This window comes from Acinetobacter sp. SFD, assembly GCF_001647575.1.
GTDB lineage: Bacteria > Pseudomonadota > Gammaproteobacteria > Pseudomonadales > Moraxellaceae > Acinetobacter > Acinetobacter pecorum.
This window is the reverse complement of sequence record NZ_LSZJ01000015.1, coordinates 177,914-196,583: the sequence shown is the minus strand read 5'-3', so window position 1 is coordinate 196,583 and position 18,670 is coordinate 177,914. Positions and strand designations below refer to the sequence as shown.

Here is an 18,670-nt window from a genome sequence, read left to right as displayed (position 1 = left end):
ACTCAAATCTATTCTATTTATGATGAATGGCTGCGGTTATGGCACGAAGGTTTTACCTAAAGAAGATGGCAAATTCATTTTGAGTACTTTTTTATTCCGCGAAATCATGACCAGTACCACAATGGTGGCTATATAGGGCAATGCGGCAAGCAGCTCGTTCGGAACCTTGATTCCAAGCGCCTGGGCGTGAAATTGTAAAATGGTTACGCCACCAAACAGGTAAGCGCCGAGCATTAAACGTGTGGGTTTCCACACCGCAAACACCACTAGTGCAATGGCAATCCAGCCGCGACCAGCCACCATATTTTCGATCCACATTGGTGTATAAACGGTTGATAAAAATGCCCCGCCAACCCCTGCCATCAAACCGCCAAAGAGTACTGCGCCATAACGAATCGCCAACACGTGATAACCCATGGCGTGCGCACTTTCCGGTGATTCTCCAACTGCTTTAAGCAATAAGCCTAAACGGGTTTTCGCCAAGACAAACCACACCAGAAAGAAGATCAAGATCGACAAATACACCACATAGTTTTGCTGGAACAAAATCGGACCCAATACTGGAATATCCGCTAATAGTGGAATATTAAAATTAGCCAGACCCGGTAAAGCCATACTGACGTAGTTCTGACCCAAAAATGCAGAGATACCGAGTCCAAAAATGGTTAAAGCCAAACCACACGCGGATTGATTGGTACTTAAAGACAAGGTAAAAAAGGCAAAAATCAGGGCCATCAGCATGCCTGCCAGACCACCCATCAATAAGGCACTTAACACACTGGCATCATATTGCGCAGCAAAGGCAAAACCTGCAATTGCACCGACCAGCATCATCCCTTCTACTCCAAGATTAATCACACCAGTCCGCTGTGTGACCAATTCCCCCAGACCTGCGAAAATCAGTGGTGTTGCTGCTGCAACAGTACCTGCAAGAATTGCAGTTATTTCTAAAGCCATATCATGCTTCCTTTTGCTGTAGACAACATTGGGTTAAAGGGTAGTTGCTGTGGGCTGAGGGACCGGTGACGCCATTTTTTTGCTAAACCGGTAACGGTTTTCAATTAATGCATCGGAAGCCAGCAGGAAAAATAACAGCAGACCCTGGAAGATACCGGTAATCGCGACCGGAAGCTGGAGCTGCATTTGTGCCATTTCACCGCCCAGATAAATCAGCGCCATAAAACAGCCTGACAGCACAATACCGATGGGGTTCAAACGCCCTAGATAAGCCACGATAATCGCTGCATAGCCATAGCCTGGGGACAGGTTCGGATTTAGCTGTCCAATAGGTCCAGCCACTTCACAGAGTCCGGCAATACCTGCCATCATTCCGGAAATCACCAGACTCATCCAGATAGCTTTGGAGGAAGAAAAACCTGCGTATTTGGCAGCTAAAGGTGCCTGACCGCTGACTTCCAGTTTATAGGCCGTCAGACTTTTGCGCATAAAAACCCAGAACAGGACCACTGCAAAAAGAGTGATAAAGATAGAGGCATTAATGCGGGTGCCTTCTACAATGAATGGCAGCGTAGCACTCTCATTAAAAACCACCGATTGAGGGAAGTTCATCCCTTCCGGATCACGCCAGGGACCATTGACCAGGTATAGCAACACACATACTGCGACATAATTCATCATCAGGGTGGTCAGGGTTTCTTCAGCATTAAAATGGGTTTTCAGTAAGGCAGGAATTGCGCCCCAGAGTGCCCCACCGAGTGCGCCCATGACGATCATTAGCGGGAGAATCCACCAGCCAATTTGGTCGTGAAATAAAATCGCAATACCACCGCCAAAAATTGCCCCGATCGTAAGCTGACCTTCAGCACCGATATTGAATAATTTCGCCCGAAATCCGACTGCCAGTCCCAAGGCAATCAGAATCAGAGGTCCGGCTTTCACTGCCAGTTCACTCCAGCCATAAGATGATGTCAGCGGTTCAATAAAGAAGATGTACAGGGCTTGCGCGGGATTAATCCCCAACATTAAAAACAGAATACTGCCGACAATCAGCATGGCCAGCAGTGCAATGAGCGGTGAAAGCCACTTCATGATTTGAGATGGATGTTCACGCGGTTCTAGTAAATGCATGTCGCTCTCCTCTCAACCTGTATATTTGTTTTTTTTGGCTATATTAAGCATGAGCTTGCTGCTCCTCTACTATGATCGCAGTGTCATGGACTGGAATACCTGACATCAAGACCCCCACATTTTCAGTATTGGTTTCATGGATAGGTATCGCTGGAGATAGTTCACCATTGGCCAACACACAGAGACGATCACTGATTTCAAACAGCTCTTCTAATTCTTCTGAAATCACCAAAATAGCAACACCTTGTCGAGAGAGGTCAATCAGGGTTTGCCGGATAAACATGGACGCACCTACATCAACACCCCAGGTCGGTTGAGCCACTATCAGGAATTTCGGGTTTTGCAAAATTTCCCGGCCCACAATAAATTTTTGTAAATTTCCACCGGACAAGGAACGTGCTTCTGCCTCTGGGCCACTGGCTTTAACCCCGAATTTTTCAATACAGTGCTGGGCAAAAAGCTTACATTGTGAAAACTTGATTAATCCCCATTGCGTCAGATTCTGCCGAAATGCAGTCAGTAAGGCATTCTGGGACAGCGTCATGTTCGGGACTGCTCCTCGACCCAGACGTTCTTCAGGTACGAAGCCCAGACCCAAGTCACGCCGTTGTCCGGGACTGAATCGGGAAATATCGATTTGATCCAGAACCATCCGGCCATGTTTCAGGCTGTTTTCTCCCGACAATAAAGACAGCAATTCTGCTTGCCCGTTGCCAGAAATCCCGGCGATTCCTACAATTTCACCGGCACAAATATTTAAATTGATATTTTTCAGCGATACACCAAAAGGATCATCGGACTGGTAATTGAGATTCTCGACCTGAAATAGCACCTGTTTTTCACCTGTATATTCTGGGCGTACATAGGTCGGTAAATCACGGCCAATCATTAAGCGCGCTAAATCACTGGTGCTGTTGTCTTTGGGATTAACATTTCCGGTCACACGGCCATTACGCAAGATGGTCGCTTCATCACAGAGTTCTTTAATCTCATGTAATTTATGACTGATATATAAAATTGAAACGCCTTGGGAGGCCAATAAACGCAAGGTCTTAAACAGTTGCCGCACCGCTTGTGGTGTCAGTACCGAGGTGGGTTCATCTAAAATAATTAAAGCGGGATTTTGCAAAAGGCAGCGAATAATTTCGACACGTTGCCGCTCACCTACCGATAAAGAATGTACTTCGCGGCGTGGGTCAATGGGTAAACCATATTGCTCTGAAACTGCAATAATTTTTTGACTCAGGACTTTTAAATGAATTTTTTCATCCAGTCCCAGCGAAATATTCTCCGCCACGGTCAAAGTCTCAAACAAAGAAAAATGCTGATAGACCATGCCAATCCCGAGCTTTCTTGCCATCGACGGATTATCAATATGAACTTCTTTACCGTTCCAGAGCATTTGTCCCTGGTTGGCCTTGGTTGCCCCATAAATAATTTTCATCAGGGTGCTTTTGCCAGCACCATTTTCACCCAGAATGGCATGAATCTGTCCGGGTTGAACGGTTAAATGTATCTGGTCATTCGCTTTCAATGAATTGTAACTTTTACAGATATTGATGAGCTGTAAACGCGGTACACCTGAAGAAGCCATGTTCCTCTTTTGTATATGAGCAGATCTATCGTGTTGAGAGGTCATCATCAGTGCCCTATTCAATGCTGTAGTAATGCAGCATCCATCGATGGTTGTCAGGCATGCAAATGGATGCAGAAAAGTACATCAAAGTATTTAAAGTTTTTTGAATTGCAAAATGACAAAGCTTTATTTAGGTAATGAGCCCTCTACGCCCTTCACGTAGTAATTCATTTTGCTTAGTGCTGCATCATCTAGGCGCTTGCCTTTTGCCAATACCAATGTGCCATCCTGTTTATGAAGCGGACCAGTAAATGGATGTACTGTGCCCTTTAAAAGGCCATCACGTACACTCAGCGCTTTTGCTTTAGAGGCTGCAGATACTGAAGGACCAAAGCTTTCGATATTTACTGCTTTTTGTTTTACGCCATACCACATGGCACTTGGTTTCCAGGTTTTATTGCTGACTTGCGTCATTACCGGAGTGTAGATTTTCTCCCAATGTAGAACGGATGCTGCAAGATGCGCTTTAGGACCAAATTTGCTCATATCAGAGTCCCAGCCAAAAGCAAAGACACCTTTTTGTTCAGCAGCCTGTACCACTGCCGGAGAATCGGTATTTTGCATCAGCACATCCGCGCCTTGAGCAATCAAGGCCAAGGCTGCATCACGTTCTTTCCCCGGGTTAAACCATGAATTCACCCAAATGACTTTGGTTTTAATCTTTGGATTTACACTTTGTGCGCCGAGGGTATAGGCATTGATATTACGGATGACTTCAGGAATCGGAAAAGACGCGACTACGCCCAATACATTATTTTTGGTTTTTTGACCGGCGACCACACCCAGCATATAAGCACCTTCATAGGTACGGACATCGTAGACCCCTAAATTTTTGCCCTGCTTATAACCGGTTGCATGCATGAATACAGTATTTGGAAATTGCTTGGATACTTTCTCCATCGCATTCATATAACCAAATGAAGTCGCAAAAATGACTTTATTGCCTTGCTGTGCCAGGTTACGGATCACACGTTCGGCATCTGCTGTTTCAGGGACATTTTCGATATAAGAGGTTTTATATTTTCCAGTTAGTGTTTTTTCAGCCTTGATGCGACCCTGGTCATGAGAATAAGTCCAGCCATGGTCGCTGGTTGGGCCAATATAAACAAATGCGGCTTTATCTTGGGCCTGGACATTGGCGACAGCGGCCATGCTCATCACACCACTTGCCATTAATACCCCTACCAATTTTTTCAATCCGGTTTTCAAGCTATTTTTTTCTTTCATTCTATTCTGCTCTTGGTTGTTCTGTGTCATGCAACACATGCTTTAAAATGACTTCACTCAAATGTGCCCAGTCTGTTCAATATATAATTAGCAATAAGCATTCCAGTTTTATCAAAAATAATAAAAAGAGGGTTTTAAAATAAGATATTTTTGTTTTTTATATTTAATAAAAGCGTACTGTTATTAAATTTATAAATACTAATTTTATAATTGATCCTAAAATTTAATTTTATAAAAGGATTTTTTTATTTTTGCTTACAAGTAGTGCGATAAAATAAAATGCCTTAAATTTGCGCATTCCTTTTTTTAATTCAAGCTTCATATTTTTCATGAGCAAAGATAAATCTAAATGATAGAACCATGTATTGAGCTTCATTGAGGGATTGGAATTTTTTTATATAAGTTATTAATATTAAAAATTTAATATTTTTTAATAATTCGATTTAGCTTGTAATGCACTGAAAGGTTGATGTTTTACAGATATTGTTCTTTTCTCTCCTCATTGAAGGAGGTTGGAAATCGCCAATCGAAGCTTGCCTAGATTGATTTATTTTAATTTCCAAATTTTGAAAATCTTAATCAATTTTAATTAAAGAATAAGGAGATATAAATAATATTTTGATCATTCAAAAATAATATAAATAAAAACCACTATATTAGAATATAGGGTTTCTATTCAAAATTTAATCTAAATTTTAAAATTTTAAGATATATTAGACAACATAACGTTTACTTAATCCCCACTCGGCTAAGATTCGACGATAGGTGGTTGAAGAACGATCCGCTTCAAAGTGTGCTTCCATAGAAATATCGAGCGGTAATTCTTCAGGTTTCTGGCTTTCCACCATGTCCTGATCTTCGGCAAAAATTTGTGCATTGAAGTCATATACCGCCTGTAAATCTCCTGTGGTATCGAAGTTGCGTGTCAGTGGCACAAATAAACGGGTTTTATTGTGTGAGATCGGACAACAGGCATTGAGAATTTTTAATTGTCCTTGTTCTGGGAAATGTACGGTAAGCACTGCAGAAAACGGTGGATAGACATCAAATACACGTTTCCACAAAAAGCCTTCCGGTGCCAAATCTTGCATACCATGTGGGTAGTTGCTGACACTGCTGACATATTCGGTATGCAGGCCGTAATCTGTACGTTCTGTCGTGTATTTGGGTACAACCTGATTTTCAGGATCTGCGAAAGAGCCCTGATGAACCCAGGCAAAATGTGCAACATCAATAAAGCCTTCCAGTTGACGGCCACTCGAACCGGCAATATCCACAAACGGCGGTAAAATTGCCTGATGATCTGGCATCTCCCAGGTATCTAAAACAGGAAAATTGGCTTTTGCTTCGTCACGGCCAAAAATACTGGTCCAGATCAAGCCATATTTTTGCACTACAGGAAATTTGGTCAGAGAAAAACGCTCAGAAATGTTGGTCAGCTCGGGTTGTGCAGGAATTTTGATACATTTACCCTGGCCATTGTAGTGTAGACCATGATAAGGACAGATCAGGTTTTCACCCGAAACCCAGCCTTTGGTTAAAGGTACACCCCGGTGTGGACAGAGATCACGAACCAGATGAATATCACCACTTTCTGTTTTGTACAATGCCAGTTTGACATCAAGCAGGGTCACTTGTTGCGGTTGGATAGAAACGTCCTGAATTCGTGCAACCGGATACCAGTGACGAGCCAGAATATCCCAGTCCTGATCATCAAACTGGCTATAGCAGGGTTTGTTGAATAAATTAATGACTGGAATTGCGTTCATATCAAACCTATATTCTTACTGTGGATGGTCTCTTTTTACAGGCCTTGAACATTGCAGAACTGTGCAATTTTGGCTTTGCTTATGATTGAAATTACTTAATTTATTGTCATTCTGTCTATTAGAATGATTCGTACTATTCATTCTTAAAATTAGAACACATCAACCATGTACAAATGTACTTGCCGATTAAAGCAGCCTTCTTTGGCATAAAACTCGCATAAACACGGTTATCTCAAATATTGATATAAATAAACGGTGGTTCTTCGCTTGACTAAATTAATGAATACGCCTTTTTCCCGATTTTCAGAATATTTTATCGCGGTGGCGAAAACGGGAAGTTTACGCAAGGCCGCAGATCAATTATTCATTTCCGTGTCTGCAGTACATCGGCAAATTGCCTTGGCTGAAGAAGAACTGGGAATTGTGTTATTTGAGCGCTTGCCCAATGGTTTAAAACTGACACTGGCGGGCGAATTGCTCTATGCCGATGTTATAAAATGGCAAAAAGAATTCCAGCAAACCCGGATTCGCTTTGATGAAATTCAGGGGCTTACGCGTGGGACCATCGAATTTGGTTTAATTTCTGCCTTAAATGATGGTTTTGTCATGCAGTCCGTGCAATATATGTATGAACATTATCCCTGGATTAATTTTAATATCGGGGTCGCAGACAGTGAAATTGTAGCCAAAAAAGTGATTGAGGCAGAACTGGATTTTGGCCTGATCCTGAATCCAAAATCCCATCAACATATTGAAGTCCTCCATTTTCTGGAGCTGCCTTTAGGTTTTGTAATGGGTAAATCACATCCTCTTGCTCAAGCAGAAAAGATTTATTTTTCAGATACCTTGAACGACAACCATTTTATTCCGGCCGACCCCCTGATTATTCATGATTATGTACAGGCATTATATAAACATCATCAATTTATACCTGCACGTAAAACGGAATCGAATGATATCCACCTGATGAATACTCTTATTCAGGCGAATTCCGGGATTGGAATTTTTAGTTATCTCGATGTTTTACCCTATGTAGAGCGAGATGAAGTGGTCTTTAAACCTATCTCTGAAAAAGGGCTGCATCCGCTGACCATTGCCCTCTGTGTGGCGCCAAAACGCCAGATTTCACGTGTTTCCCAGTTGATGATCAAGCATATTATTGAACAAATGGAAGCCTTAAAAAGCAAGGTGCAGCAACTGTAGTATTTTCATACTTAAATAACAAAAACCGCGATGGTTAAAATCGCGGTTTCTAGATATGTGATGCCATTAATGAGGCTTAATCCAATGGATTACCCACAATATTGCTAATAATGCCTTTCATAATATGTGGGCCTTGCTCTTTACGCAGGTCTGCATACCAGTCTTTGGTAATTTGCTCATCTTTCATATGCGTGACATCACAACGCTTACGTGCACGTAGCAGCAATTCATTGGCGCGTTCATTGCGTTTATTCTGATAACGTTTCAGGGCATCTTCCAGACCTAGCGTATTAATTTGTAAGGCACGTGCCAGATAGACCGCATCTTCCATTGCCTGGCAACCTCCCTGCCCGATATCCGGTGTGGTGCTATGTGCCGCATCCCCTAAAATTACCACACGGCCCTTATAAAACTGGGTAAAAGGCTCAATATCATGGATTTCGACACGATTGGTTTTCTGCTCATCAATACTCTCAATCAGGTATTGAACCTGTGGGCACCAGCCAGAGAAATATTGCTTTAATAGGGTCTTATATTCCGAACGCTGATTTTCCAGACCTGCGGGCAATGGCACATCAAAGAAGAAATAAAAGCGATGCTCTGCCACAGGCATCAGTGAAGCACGTTTGCCTTCACCGACAAACGTGGTCCACTGCTGTGCAGGCGCTAAATCTTCAGAGATCTCAACCAGTCCGTTCCAGTTCACATAACCGGCATAACGACGCTCAACCTGTTTGCCCAAGACATACTGACGCGTTATGGAATGGGTACCATCTGCGCCAATCAATAATGCTGCAGAAGCAGTGCTGCCATCCTGAAAACCGATTTCGACGTGTTGCCCCTTATCCTCAATAGACACCATTTTTTTACCGAGCTGAATATCCTGCCGGCCAAACTCATCCATTAACATATTTTGTAATTCAGCACGCGATACCGGATATGGACGTTGACCGACTTCTTCAATTAACGGCGCCAGACTAAACTGCGTCATGACCTCACCATTCAAACCATCGATATAGGCTAAGTCATTCATCTGGCCACCTAACTTTGCAACCTGCTCAGTTAAGCCTAAATAATTCAAACATTTCACCCCGTTTGACCACAAGGAAATTGCAGCACCGACAGGTAAAATCTGTTCTGCCTGCTCATAGATAGTGACTTGATGTCCGAACTTTTTTAGTGCAATTCCTGTGGTTAATCCGCCCATGCCTGCCCCAATAATTGCAATTTCCATCTATTTCTCCTGGCTGTTTCATCTTCATTGCCAGCTAAAATGCTAAAAACGTGCCATCCTTGAAAAAAAATGCACTAAAAAAATTGCGAAAGTTGGCATACGCTGTGCTTTTAAATTCCTTCAATGTCCTATTTTTATAAATACAGAATCAAATCTGGGTTTATAAAAGTGCATATTCATGTGACGTATAACAATGATGATGGAAATTTAAGATGGCGACCTTATTAGCTCCAATTTTTGATCTGCCTGCTCCAGTACAGCAGTTAACTAACCTTGCAGATGCGCGAATTGGCGCAGAAATTCTTGAATGTTCAGATGAGTTTTTTGCTGAAGCGAAACGCATGTTGCAGTTTGAGGCACCCGTCTTTATCGAAGACAAGTTTGATGAGCATGGTAAATGGATGGATGGCTGGGAAACCCGTCGCAAGCGCCACGCGGGCTATGATTGGGCCATCATTAAACTTGCTGTTACAGGTCAAATCCAGGCACTGGATATTGATACGACTTTTTTTAGCGGCAATTATCCGGCCTCTGCTGCTGTACAAGCATGTTATGCGCCAGATGGAAATCTTGATCAGGCAGAATGGATCAGCATTCTGGAAAATAATGTCCTGGGACCCAGCCAACATCATATTTTTCAGATTTCAGCAAAGCAGATATTTACCCATGTCCGTTTGAATATTTATCCTGACGGTGGGATTGCACGTTTTAAGGTCTATGGTCAGGTAAAAATCGATCTGCAAGATTATGATCAAGTGCTGGATGTCTTGGCACTCGAACATGGTGGCCGTGTCGTTGCCTATAGCGATGCGCATTTTGGACATCCACGCAATCTGATTAATCCGGGGCGTGGCATTAATATGGGCGATGGTTGGGAAACCAAACGTCGCCGCGCGCCAGGATTTGACTGGTGCATTTTGGCCTTAGGTGCCAGTGCCCGAATCGAGAAAATTGAAATTGATACCGCCCATTTTAAAGGTAATTTCCCTGCCGAGGTTTCTATTCAAGCCATCTATGTTAAGGATGCAACCGATGAGCAACTCATTCCACAAAGCATGTTCTGGCCTTTTTTGTTAGAAGCCCAGCCCATGCAAATGGATTATATTCATCATTACATCAATGAAATTTTACAGCACGAAAAAATTTCCCATATTCGTGTCAACATGATTCCGGACGGTGGCATCAGCCGGATTCGGCTCTGGGGAAAATTGGCTTGAGTGATGAATGATATGTCTATGCAAAGTATAAAAATACAGCCTTTAAGCACGGAAAACTTTCTGCCTTTTGGAGAAGTCATTGCCTGTCAGGGTAATCATTATTTTCATATCAATGAGCAGCAGACTGAGCGTTATCATGCCTTGGCTGAAGTAGAAAGTGACACCAAGGTCGGAATGAGTATTTTTAGAAATACGCAAGCCACGGCAATTCCCCTTCATATCTCGATGCTGGAAAGACATCCTCTGGGTTCACAGGCTTTTATTCCAATGCACGGCCAGCAATTTTTAATCGTTGTAGCACCTGAACTTGATCATACACAGCCCGATCTCAGTCAGATTCAGGTATTTATCAGTGATGGTTCGCAAGGCGTGAATTATCATGCCGGAACCTGGCATCATCCTTTATTGACGCTTGAAGCCCCTAGTGAGTTTGTGGTGGTGGATCGTATAGGTAGCGGATCAAACTGTGATGTTTATACTTTTCCTGAAAAAATCCAGATAACCTTTTAAATGGATTAAAAAAGCCCTTATTATCAGGGCTTTTACTTATTTTTTCATCACTTTGCCTAGAAGTGATATTTCACCAAAGCACTGACATTATTTTCATCAGCATTCGGGATTCCGAATTTATTGTTCCAGACAGAATGTTCAACCCCCAGATACAGGTTAGTTTCTGGCGAAATGTGTTTGCCAACATTCCATTTCCATTGTGTCGTCCAGTTCATTTCGCTTTTATGATCATCTTCTGCTGTTGACCAATCTAGGAAGCCATCCACCAGGAATTCTTCAGTACCCAGTTTGAATGGCACGGCATAGGTGAGTGTCAACTGGTAATCATCATCAATACTCTCATTATTAGCTCGATAAAGATGAATACCGGCGTAACGGAAATATGGAATATCCAGATCGAAACCTACCCCATACAGGAAATTATCAAAACCCTCTCCACCTTCCCAGGTTGTTGCAATCAATACGTCTTTAACCGGACCAAAGGCAAGCTTCTGGCCTGATACTTCACCCAAACTTAATCGTGGTGAAAACTCAAAATAACTGGATTTAACATCATCTGCACCACGCATGCGGTCAATGAAGAAAAATACATCTGCATATTTTACTTTTGCCACATACTCAAAGGTGGCAGTCGCCTGTTTTTCATCGACCACCTCATAGTTTTCCCCATAAAGTCCGGTGACACTGAAGTCTTGCCAGACCGGTTTTGCCTGTGCGGATGCCGCACCTAATACAAGTAATGTTGCAGCAGTAAGTTGAGTGAATTTCATAAATAAGGGTCCCCAGTGGAATGAAAAAATCACGTTCTGAATTAAGCAAGAACAAAGCCAACTTTTTTAATTTTTGATAAAAAAACAGCCCATTTTCCGGGCTGCTTTTATTCTGGTTTAAATTTTCTAATGTGGAAGCTTTGCCACGACTTCGGCGGTTGCCGTACTTTTATTTTTAAATAAGTTTAGATGATTGAACAAAAGGTTGAGTAAAATGGCCATTAAGCAGGTTGAACTAATCCCCGAATGAAATAAGGTTTGCACCCATTTTGGAAAGTTGGCATAAAAGGAATGATCAATAATTGGAATCATGCCTGCTGCAATGGCAGTCGCAACAATGATGAGATTTTTTTGCTCGTTATAATCAATTTTAGCCAAGGTACGAATTCCGCTCGCAGCAACAGTTCCAAAAAGCACCAGACCCGCACCGCCCAATACAGGTACAGGAATGGCAGCAATTAAACGTCCCATAATTGGCAGTAAACCCAGTACGACTAAAATCATGCCACCCGCAGCGACCACAAAACGGCTTTTAATTCCGGTAATCGCCACCAAGCCAACATTTTGCGCAAAAGCACTTTGCATGAAGGAACCAAAAACCGGTGCCACCGCACTCGATAACATATCGGCACGCAAGCCATTCGAGATACGATCCGCATCCACTTGGGTACCTACAATCTCACCCACTGCAATGATATCTGCTGTGGTTTCGGTCATAATCACGAGAGTAACGATGAGCATGGAAATAATGGCAGTGAGCTCAAAAGTCGGTAGTCCAAAGGCGAAGAAGCTGGGTACCTGAATCCATGTTCCATTCGCAACTTTAGAGAAATCACCAAAACCAAATAAATAGGCCAGTACTGAACCAAAAACAATTGCCAGAAGAATGGACAAACGACGAATCGCGGCATGTCGGCTCAGATTCAGGCAAATCACTAAAGCCAATGTCATCAGTGCCAGACCAATATTTTCGACACTTCCCCATTCTGGTGCCTTGGGATTGCCGCCCATCATCCAGCGGACTGCTACAGGTAATAAAGACAAACCAATGATAGTAATGACGCAACCGGTCACTACAGGAGGAAAGAAACGGATAATTTTGGAAAAATAAGGTGCCAGAAAAAAACCGATCAATGAGGCGACAATGACTGCACCGTAGACGGCTTGCAAACCACCGCCTGTAGTCACAATCGCCACCATCGTCGCAACCCCGGCAAAAGAAACTCCCTGCACCAAAGGTAATTTCGCGCCGATATATTTCACCCCAACTGTTTGCAAAATTGTAGCTAAACCACCCACAAATAGCGCCGCTGCAATCAATAATCCAATTTGATAGGCTTCTAGGCCGGCTGCCGTTCCCACGATTAAAGGTGGTGCAATAATTCCACCATACATGGTCAGTACGTGTTGCAAACCATAAGCTGCACTTTTTCCCGCACCTAAATATTCATGTTCAGGTGATATTGTTTTACTTTGTTCTGTCATTTTTCTCACCCTCAAAGTCTAAATATAAAATCAGCTTCCGCGATATGTGGAGTACGCGAATGGGCTGATCAGTAAAGGAATATGAAAATGCTGTGATGCATCTTTTATATAAAAATGAATGACTGCTTTAGGAAAAAAAGTTTCTAAACCCAAATTTTCAAAATAGGCAGATGTAAAAAACTCAAGACTATAGATACCTGTTTTTAAATCGACCATGCCAAAATCACTGACGCGGCCGTCTGTATTGGTTTTTGCTTCCCTGATCAGGCGACCGTCTTCTGAAAAAAGTCGAACGACCACATCTGTTGCAGGTTTTCCCAGATGCGTATCCAGAATATGTGTGCTAATCATGCATGAAGCTCCTGAGCCAGTCGTGACAAGGCAATTTCTGCCAGTTGTTGATGCACAATACATTTCTCAATCTCTGGATCATTCTGCAAGCGAGATGTCAGGGCGTGAAGAACGGCTTCACTACTCAATCCAGCAGCTTTGATCAGAAAGATAAACCCATATTTTTTTTCATAGGCAAGATTGCCTTTAAGCAGTGCAAGCCGGGTATCGTCATCTGCGGCAATGCCGGATTGTTCACGGTTAGAAAAGCTCTTTTCGATTTCACTCAATTCAGCTTGTGCTTTTTTCTCGCCTATACGGGGATGATTATCCAGCGCAGCTTTAATCTCATCCCAGCGCCAGGTCGCCGCCTGTTGATTCGCTGCAGTCAAAACCTCTTCAATCGAGGCATAAGGACGCTTTGCGACAAGCTCGGTCGACCAGCTGGGTATTTGCACGCAGTGCTTTAAAAAGATCATCGCATCTTCTGTTGATGCTTGATTAAATTCAAAGAGTTGCACTATTCAATCGCCTGATTATATTGCTTGGTTATTAGCTGGTTTTGCAATAACAGTGCCAAATCTGAGTTTTCATGATTTTCATAAAGTGCATGACTCAAAAAAGAGCATTTAAACTGATATTTTCAAACATATTTTATGATTATGGCGCATGATGGTTATACCAGTGCTCGGCAATATCCCCACGGCGGCAAATCCAGACCTTGTCAAGATTTTGAATGTAGTCGAGGAACTTTTGTAGTGCTTTAAAACGTCCCGGCCGTCCTAAAATACGGCAGTGCATGCCAATCGACAGCATTTTTGGCGCAGTTTCACCTTCGGCATAGAGCACATCAAAAGCATCTTTGAGATATTGATAAAACTGTTCCCCGCTATTAAAACCGCCCGGTGAACTGAATTTCATGTCATTGCTATCCAGGCTATAAGGAATAATCAAATGCGGACGTGTTTCCCCTGCCTGATTGGTCAAGGTGCTCCAAAATGGCAAGTCATCCCCATAGTAATCAGCGTCATATTTGATTTGAGGAAATTCAGCCAGAAGTTGACGGGTATTCGGACTGTCCCGACCGGTATACCACCCAATAGGTGCTGTACCAAACAGGCTTTCCAAGACACTGATTGCCTGATCCATATACTGACGTTCGAGTTGAATCGGCATGTCCTGATAATGTAGCCAGCGCTGCCCATGTGAAACGACATCATAATGAGCTGCTTTAATCGCCTCGACTACATAAGGATTACGTATTAAGGCCATGCCGACTCCAAAGATGGTCATCGGCAAACCACGTTTCTGGAATTCCTGATGAATCCGCCAGAAGCCTGCACGTGAACCATATTCGTACATCGAATCCATCGACATATGTTTATCTGGAAAGCTGGCAGCACCAATAATTTCAGATAAAAACTGTTCTGACCCCGTATCACCATGTTCAATGTGGTTTTCACCACCTTCTTCATAATTCAGTACAAACTGTACCGCGACACGCGCGCCGTTTGGCCATTGCACTTTTGGTGGTTCGCCATGATAACCAATCAGATCACGCGAATAAGGTGCACTGCGAATGCTGTCAATAAGTTCTTGTCCGCATAAGTAGCTAGTCGTCACATCAATTCCTTGTGGATTCTGAGTAAATGATCAATGGTCTATACGCGTGATAAGCAATTTATGCGCCAAAGTAGAGCATTGAAAGTGAGAGCACGCTTTTTAAAAAAATATTTTCAGCGAGATTTAAGCTTAGAAATATCCCATCTCAATATTTGCGTGGTTGAATATAAAAAACTGGAATAGAGGCGTATGTTCATTTTTAATCGCCTGTCAGTGTTCTGATTTACACAATCCTATGTCCTGTTAATTGAAATTTCATAGAACACCTTGCTGTTTTATAGTCCAGCTAAAGGTCACTACACAGAATCCATCATGAATACAAATATCGCCACTTTTAGTCCCGACTTACCAGTCCATATGACATTCGAGGAACATGACTGGCACCTCTTGGCTCAGTACTGGTATCCGATTGCACTTGCGTGCGATGTTACAGACCAGCCAACAAGTAGCATGCTGCTGGATATGCCGCTGGTGATTTATAAAATGAATGATGAACTGGTGGTAGCGAAAGATGCATGTCCGCATCGCGGTGTACCTTTAAGCTTGGGGAAAAATGACGGCCAAGGCGTGGTGTGTCGTTATCACGGTTTACGCTTTGGCAGTACAGGTAAATGCAACCGTATTCCTGCCCATCCTCAGCATAAAATATCGGAGCGTTTCCATCTGAAAACTTATGCTGCGGTAGAAAAGTATGGTCTGATCTGGTGTTCGTTAAGCGCTGAAAAGGATGCAGAACCTCATATTCCTCATATTCCTCATATGCCTTTTTGGGATGATGCTGAGTATCAGCAACTGGTCTGTCCTCAGATAGACATTCAATGTTTTGCAGGAAGACAGCTCGAAGGTTTTATTGATGTGGCACATTTTGCCTGGGTGCATCCAGATACTTTTGGCGATCCGGACGATGTAGAAGTTCCTGAGTATAGTACGACAGAAACGGAGTTCGGTTTTAACGCAGATTACATCAGCAGTGTAGGACGTTATCCGATTGGAACCGAACAACGTGGCCAGGAAGATTTTAAATGGTTACGTCATTTCGAAGTCAGCCTACCCTTTACTGCAACACTTACGATTCATTTTCCGAATGATGCCAAGCAGGTCATCATGAATGCGGCTTCACCGATGACTGCACGTTCAACACGACTTTTTGCACCTATTTGCCGCAATTATGATAAAGATTTGCCGATTGAAGATGCCTATGCATTCAATATGAAAATCTTTGAAGAAGATCGTGTCATTGTGGAAAACCAGAAACCTGAATATTTACCTTTGGAATTATCTTTAGAAGCGCATTTTCCGGCAGATCGGAGTTCAAGCATGTATCGAAAACTGTTACGTAAACAGGGATTCAGCCCTTTATTTGCGATGTAGAAACTTAAGCACAAGAGAAGCGACTTGAGACAGGTTTTTCAATATGTCTCTTTTTCTCTATAACCCCCTATAATACTTTTCCGGGATGGGCCTGTGTTATAAGTATCTTATCTGACTTTAGCGGATTGAATTGTTTCCGAGCATAATATGTGTTCAGAACTAAAAACTATGAGCGTTGCTGGCTGAACATACAGCAACTTCATCTCCACTCAATCCTTGTTCGGTGAGCCAGTAATTGCTATATCAATACGGCCACGTTCACTTCACTCTTGTGAGCGAGACCAATTTCACCATCATTTTTGGATTAAGTCGTTCCGATTCGTATGTATAAAAAGATATTGCAAAAAAATGAGGATATTTTCCCTCCCTCATCAGCGCTTTGGTTTAATTTCTAAAAATGCGGATTTAAAATAAAAGTATTGCTTTAATTGCATCTTATAGTATATAGAATAATGTAAATTACGAAATAAAAACCAAGAAACTCAAGTCGTGATTTATTAAATATAAAAAATTAATTTAATAATAATTATAATGATAAGACATTTGTTTGTTTTATAATTAATATTATTTATTAATTAAAATGTTGAATAAAAATTCCGATTTATTTTTAGATACGAATGTTTTGTAGGTCATCATCTTTTTTTAAAAATAAATAAATAAATGTGAGTGCATTGGAAATAATTTTTTTATATAAAATTTAGATCTATATTTAATCAAATTATTGATAATAATAAAAAATTATTTTTTAAGATTTTAATAAATATTTATTTAAGATTAAAGCTATTGATTTAAATGAATAAAATTAACAAAATTTTTTTAAATAAATTTTTAAATTCAATAGGGAATTTAATAAATCTTATTTAATAAGATTTATTACAAAATTATGTTTTATTAAACATTAAAATTATTGAGTATAAATATTATTACCCTATATTAATTAAAGGCAATCTAATATTTTTAGATGTTGCTTTCTATCTGTATTTATTAAATCTATGAATATCAGTATAAAAATACTGGTTCTAATATTTTTTTGGAGAACTTTTGATGAGCAATTCAAATCTTTCACCCCTATTACGCAGAAGCATGGGTTTTGATCGTTTCAATGATTTATTCGACTATGCCCTGCAAACAGTTACGCCTAATTATCCCTATTATAATGTTGAAAAGGTAGGAGAAAATGATTATCGCATTTCTGTTGCTACGGCAGGATTCAATGAAGATCAGCTTCAAATTAATGTAGAAAATCAATTATTGATTATAACTGGGAATGTTGAAGAAGAAAGCTCAGAATCTACGGTTGAATTTTTACATAAAGGAATCTCTAAGCGGTCATTCAAACTATCGCTGCGTTTAGATGATAATATGGAAGTACAACAGGCCAATTATGAAAATGGTTTACTAACCATAGACTTGAAACGCAACATTGATGAAGAAAATATGTCACGTCAAATTCCAATTGGGCGTAAGTCTAATGAACAAAAGATGTTAGATGACTCTAAAGCAGACTCTAACTCGGAATCTCAATCACAGTCTAAAGCGGAATAACTTAAAATTTTCGGTTCCTGGTATAGCCTCGGACTCATCTGTCAAGAAAAGCATAACTCTCTAATTCTTTATTTTAATTCTTTTTATGTTCAAGAATTAGAGAGTTAAATCTTCCCTACCTCTGATTTTTTATAATTATTTATTGTTATTATGAGACTGATTAGATCACTTTTTAACAAGATAATCACCCCTAAATTTCATAAATCCGATCACTGACTTATAAGAAAGTGTGATTAATATCACTCAATTGATCACAGCAACAAATCGTTCAATTTGGCTGTCAATTCTTAAACTCTAGCTCTCACTGGTCTAGACTTCATGGCACATTGATTTATTCAGATTTACGGAGTCCGCACGTAACGCTGTTTTGAACAGGCTCGTCCGGGGGCTTTATGCTAGCTGTTTATTGCCAATTTTTTTACTCATAATTTATTTAAGCTAAAAAAAAGCAGGTGCCTAAAAGAATTGGCGACCTGCTACTCTAGGGGAACTATATCAACACGACATCTCACTTCATTCTTAATATAAAAGTCCAAGCTTAAAAATCGCTTAATTTCGCGCAAAAAAATGTAAACACCATGTATAAAAATTCTATAAGGCCTTGGATTTTTTAAGAGAGTTTTAAGCTTGGAAATTTATGCTTTACTTCATCTCTGATTGAC

At 41.2% G+C, this 18,670-nt stretch carries 16 protein-coding genes; 5 read left to right on the top strand and 11 right to left on the bottom strand.

The features are described from left to right. Positions 1–36: 36 nt before the first annotated feature. The 5 genes from AY605_RS13115 to AY605_RS13095 form a co-directional block, all read right to left on the bottom strand. Positions 37–957 carry an ABC transporter permease gene (locus AY605_RS13115; protein ID WP_064096818.1) on the bottom strand — a complete coding sequence of 307 codons (921 nt, stop codon included), beginning with the start codon at positions 955–957 and terminating at the stop codon, positions 37–39. A 33-nt stretch (positions 958–990) separates the two neighbouring features. Continuing rightward, positions 991–2,088 carry an ABC transporter permease gene (locus tag AY605_RS13110; RefSeq protein WP_064096817.1) on the bottom strand — a complete coding sequence of 366 codons (1,098 nt, stop codon included), beginning with the start codon at positions 2,086–2,088 and terminating at the stop codon, positions 991–993. A gap of 43 nt (positions 2,089–2,131) precedes the next feature. Then, positions 2,132–3,730 (bottom strand): ABC transporter ATP-binding protein, encoded by a 1,599-nt coding sequence (locus tag AY605_RS13105; protein WP_064096816.1) that lies wholly within the window; start codon positions 3,728–3,730, stop codon positions 2,132–2,134. Between the two features lie 120 nt (positions 3,731–3,850). Further along, on the bottom strand, positions 3,851–4,951 hold the full coding sequence (locus tag AY605_RS13100; protein ID WP_064096815.1) for a BMP family ABC transporter substrate-binding protein: 1,101 nt from the start codon (positions 4,949–4,951) through the stop codon (positions 3,851–3,853). A 713-nt stretch (positions 4,952–5,664) separates the two neighbouring features. Then, positions 5,665–6,720, bottom strand: a complete 1,056-nt coding sequence (locus tag AY605_RS13095; RefSeq protein WP_064096814.1) for an aromatic ring-hydroxylating oxygenase subunit alpha — start codon at positions 6,718–6,720, stop codon at positions 5,665–5,667. 279 nt (positions 6,721–6,999) lie between these two features. Between AY605_RS13095 and AY605_RS13090 the strand changes: the two genes are divergently transcribed. Next, a complete protein-coding gene (locus AY605_RS13090) occupies positions 7,000–7,923 on the top strand; it encodes a LysR family transcriptional regulator (RefSeq protein WP_064096813.1) in 924 nt (307 codons plus the stop codon). A 76-nt stretch (positions 7,924–7,999) separates the two neighbouring features. Here the strand turns inward: AY605_RS13090 and hpxO are convergent, their stop codons facing one another. Continuing rightward, positions 8,000–9,157: an FAD-dependent urate hydroxylase HpxO gene (hpxO, locus tag AY605_RS13085; RefSeq protein ID WP_064096812.1), complete on the bottom strand. Its 1,158-nt coding sequence runs from the start codon at positions 9,155–9,157 to the stop codon at positions 8,000–8,002. Between the two features lie 212 nt (positions 9,158–9,369). On the opposite strand from hpxO, the gene alc reads away from it, so the two are divergent. Both alc and AY605_RS13075 read left to right on the top strand, forming a co-directional pair. Beyond that, complete coding sequence (gene alc / locus AY605_RS13080; protein WP_064096811.1) at positions 9,370–10,374, top strand: allantoicase; 1,005 nt, start codon at positions 9,370–9,372, stop codon at positions 10,372–10,374. A 12-nt stretch (positions 10,375–10,386) separates the two neighbouring features. Beyond that, positions 10,387–10,884, top strand: coding sequence for an ureidoglycolate lyase (locus AY605_RS13075; RefSeq protein WP_064096844.1), 498 nt, complete (start codon positions 10,387–10,389; stop codon positions 10,882–10,884). A gap of 56 nt (positions 10,885–10,940) precedes the next feature. On the opposite strand, the gene AY605_RS13070 is transcribed toward AY605_RS13075, so the two are convergent. The 5 genes from AY605_RS13070 to puuE form a co-directional block, all read right to left on the bottom strand. Continuing rightward, positions 10,941–11,654: an outer membrane protein OmpK gene (locus AY605_RS13070; protein WP_064096810.1), complete on the bottom strand. Its 714-nt coding sequence runs from the start codon at positions 11,652–11,654 to the stop codon at positions 10,941–10,943. Positions 11,655–11,780: 126 nt separating this feature from the next. Further along, on the bottom strand, positions 11,781–13,139 hold the full coding sequence (locus AY605_RS13065) for a nucleobase:cation symporter-2 family protein (protein WP_064096809.1): 1,359 nt from the start codon (positions 13,137–13,139) through the stop codon (positions 11,781–11,783). Between the two features lie 30 nt (positions 13,140–13,169). Then, complete coding sequence (gene uraH / locus AY605_RS13060; RefSeq protein ID WP_064096808.1) at positions 13,170–13,490, bottom strand: hydroxyisourate hydrolase; 321 nt, start codon at positions 13,488–13,490, stop codon at positions 13,170–13,172. Beyond that, a complete protein-coding gene (gene uraD, locus AY605_RS13055; RefSeq protein ID WP_064096807.1) occupies positions 13,487–13,990 on the bottom strand; it encodes a 2-oxo-4-hydroxy-4-carboxy-5-ureidoimidazoline decarboxylase in 504 nt (167 codons plus the stop codon). The genes uraH and uraD overlap by 4 nt, the downstream gene beginning before the upstream one ends. A 139-nt stretch (positions 13,991–14,129) precedes the next feature. After that, positions 14,130–15,092, bottom strand: a complete 963-nt coding sequence (gene puuE / locus AY605_RS13050) for an allantoinase PuuE (protein WP_064096806.1) — start codon at positions 15,090–15,092, stop codon at positions 14,130–14,132. Positions 15,093–15,404: 312 nt separating this feature from the next. On the opposite strand from puuE, the gene AY605_RS13045 reads away from it, so the two are divergent. Both AY605_RS13045 and AY605_RS13040 read left to right on the top strand, forming a co-directional pair. Then, complete coding sequence (locus AY605_RS13045) at positions 15,405–16,463, top strand: aromatic ring-hydroxylating oxygenase subunit alpha (RefSeq protein ID WP_064096805.1); 1,059 nt, start codon at positions 15,405–15,407, stop codon at positions 16,461–16,463. Positions 16,464–17,507: 1,044 nt separating this feature from the next. Further along, a complete protein-coding gene (locus AY605_RS13040) occupies positions 17,508–18,008 on the top strand; it encodes an Hsp20 family protein (protein WP_064096804.1) in 501 nt (166 codons plus the stop codon). The last annotated feature ends 662 nt before the right edge of the window (positions 18,009–18,670 follow it).

What these genes read in the sequence shown, in the direction of transcription:
- AY605_RS13115 (WP_064096818.1), bottom strand. Translation starts at nt 957, where the DNA reads ATGGCTTTAGAAATAACTGCAATTCTTGCAGGTACTGTTGCAGCAGCA.
- AY605_RS13110 (WP_064096817.1), bottom strand. Translation starts at nt 2,088, where the DNA reads ATGCATTTACTAGAACCGCGTGAACATCCATCTCAAATCATGAAGTGG.
- AY605_RS13105 (WP_064096816.1), bottom strand. Translation starts at nt 3,730, where the DNA reads ATGATGACCTCTCAACACGATAGATCTGCTCATATACAAAAGAGGAAC.
- AY605_RS13100 (WP_064096815.1), bottom strand. Translation starts at nt 4,951, where the DNA reads ATGAAAGAAAAAAATAGCTTGAAAACCGGATTGAAAAAATTGGTAGGG.
- AY605_RS13095 (WP_064096814.1), bottom strand. Translation starts at nt 6,720, where the DNA reads ATGAACGCAATTCCAGTCATTAATTTATTCAACAAACCCTGCTATAGC.
- AY605_RS13090 (WP_064096813.1), top strand. Translation starts at nt 7,000, where the DNA reads ATGAATACGCCTTTTTCCCGATTTTCAGAATATTTTATCGCGGTGGCG.
- hpxO (WP_064096812.1), bottom strand. Translation starts at nt 9,157, where the DNA reads ATGGAAATTGCAATTATTGGGGCAGGCATGGGCGGATTAACCACAGGA.
- alc (WP_064096811.1), top strand. Translation starts at nt 9,370, where the DNA reads ATGGCGACCTTATTAGCTCCAATTTTTGATCTGCCTGCTCCAGTACAG.
- AY605_RS13075 (WP_064096844.1), top strand. Translation starts at nt 10,387, where the DNA reads ATGTCTATGCAAAGTATAAAAATACAGCCTTTAAGCACGGAAAACTTT.
- AY605_RS13070 (WP_064096810.1), bottom strand. Translation starts at nt 11,654, where the DNA reads ATGAAATTCACTCAACTTACTGCTGCAACATTACTTGTATTAGGTGCG.
- AY605_RS13065 (WP_064096809.1), bottom strand. Translation starts at nt 13,139, where the DNA reads ATGACAGAACAAAGTAAAACAATATCACCTGAACATGAATATTTAGGT.
- uraH (WP_064096808.1), bottom strand. Translation starts at nt 13,490, where the DNA reads ATGATTAGCACACATATTCTGGATACGCATCTGGGAAAACCTGCAACA.
- AY605_RS13045 (WP_064096805.1), top strand. Translation starts at nt 15,405, where the DNA reads ATGAATACAAATATCGCCACTTTTAGTCCCGACTTACCAGTCCATATG.
- AY605_RS13040 (WP_064096804.1), top strand. Translation starts at nt 17,508, where the DNA reads ATGAGCAATTCAAATCTTTCACCCCTATTACGCAGAAGCATGGGTTTT.